This is a genomic window from Burkholderia sp. ABCPW 14 (genome assembly GCF_001523835.1).
Classification (GTDB): Bacteria; Pseudomonadota; Gammaproteobacteria; order Burkholderiales; family Burkholderiaceae; genus Burkholderia; species Burkholderia mayonis.
Window position 1 is genome coordinate 1 of the sequence record NZ_LOVS01000106.1, and the last position, 611, is coordinate 611.

1 pseudogene is annotated in these 611 nt (G+C 61.7%); it reads left to right on the top strand.

Annotated elements, in window-relative coordinates:
* Window positions 1-139: 139 nt before the first annotated feature.
* A pseudogene (locus tag WS62_RS33895) lies at window positions 140-388 on the top strand (integrase core domain-containing protein); the annotation flags it as partial.
* Window positions 389-611: the final 223 nt, after the last annotated feature.

Here is a 611-nt window from a genome sequence, read left to right on the forward strand (position 1 = left end):
TGAACGCCGCTGAGTGCGTCCTTCGGGTTCTCTTCGTCATTTCTTGGGTTCCTTTGCCTGCATTATCGCTGGCTCAGGCCCCAGCCGTTCCACTTATCCGGTTGTCCGAATTTGCGCGGCCACCTCTGCTGCAATCGGTCCGGCCTTCATTGCGCCTGGCAGTCCATGGCAAAACGGATTCGTCGAAAGCTTCAACGGCAAACTGCGAGACGAATTGCTAAACCGCGAATGGTTCCGCAGCCGCGCCGAGGCCAAGTTGCTCATCGAACGCTGGCGGCAGTTCTATAACGAGCGCCGGCCCCACAGCGCTCATCGCTACCAACCTCCGGCCACGGTCCGTCGAGCCTGGCTGGATTCCGATAATATCGACGCGAAACTCACTGCCTGATTGGCTACAAAATCCCGCCGCAGGTCAGCCGAGCGGAGCCGACGAGACGAGTTCAACGGGACAGCACTCCGCGCGCGGGGCTTGAAGCGGCGCTGTGGCCATGCGATGCGACGAGGCCTGCAGACAAGGCTGACGATGGCTGGAGCAGGAGTTGGGTGAGAAGGGAGGTGGGGCGTTGGGAAGACGCGGGTGCCTGTGCCTGGTCGAGGGGCCTGGGAGTTTG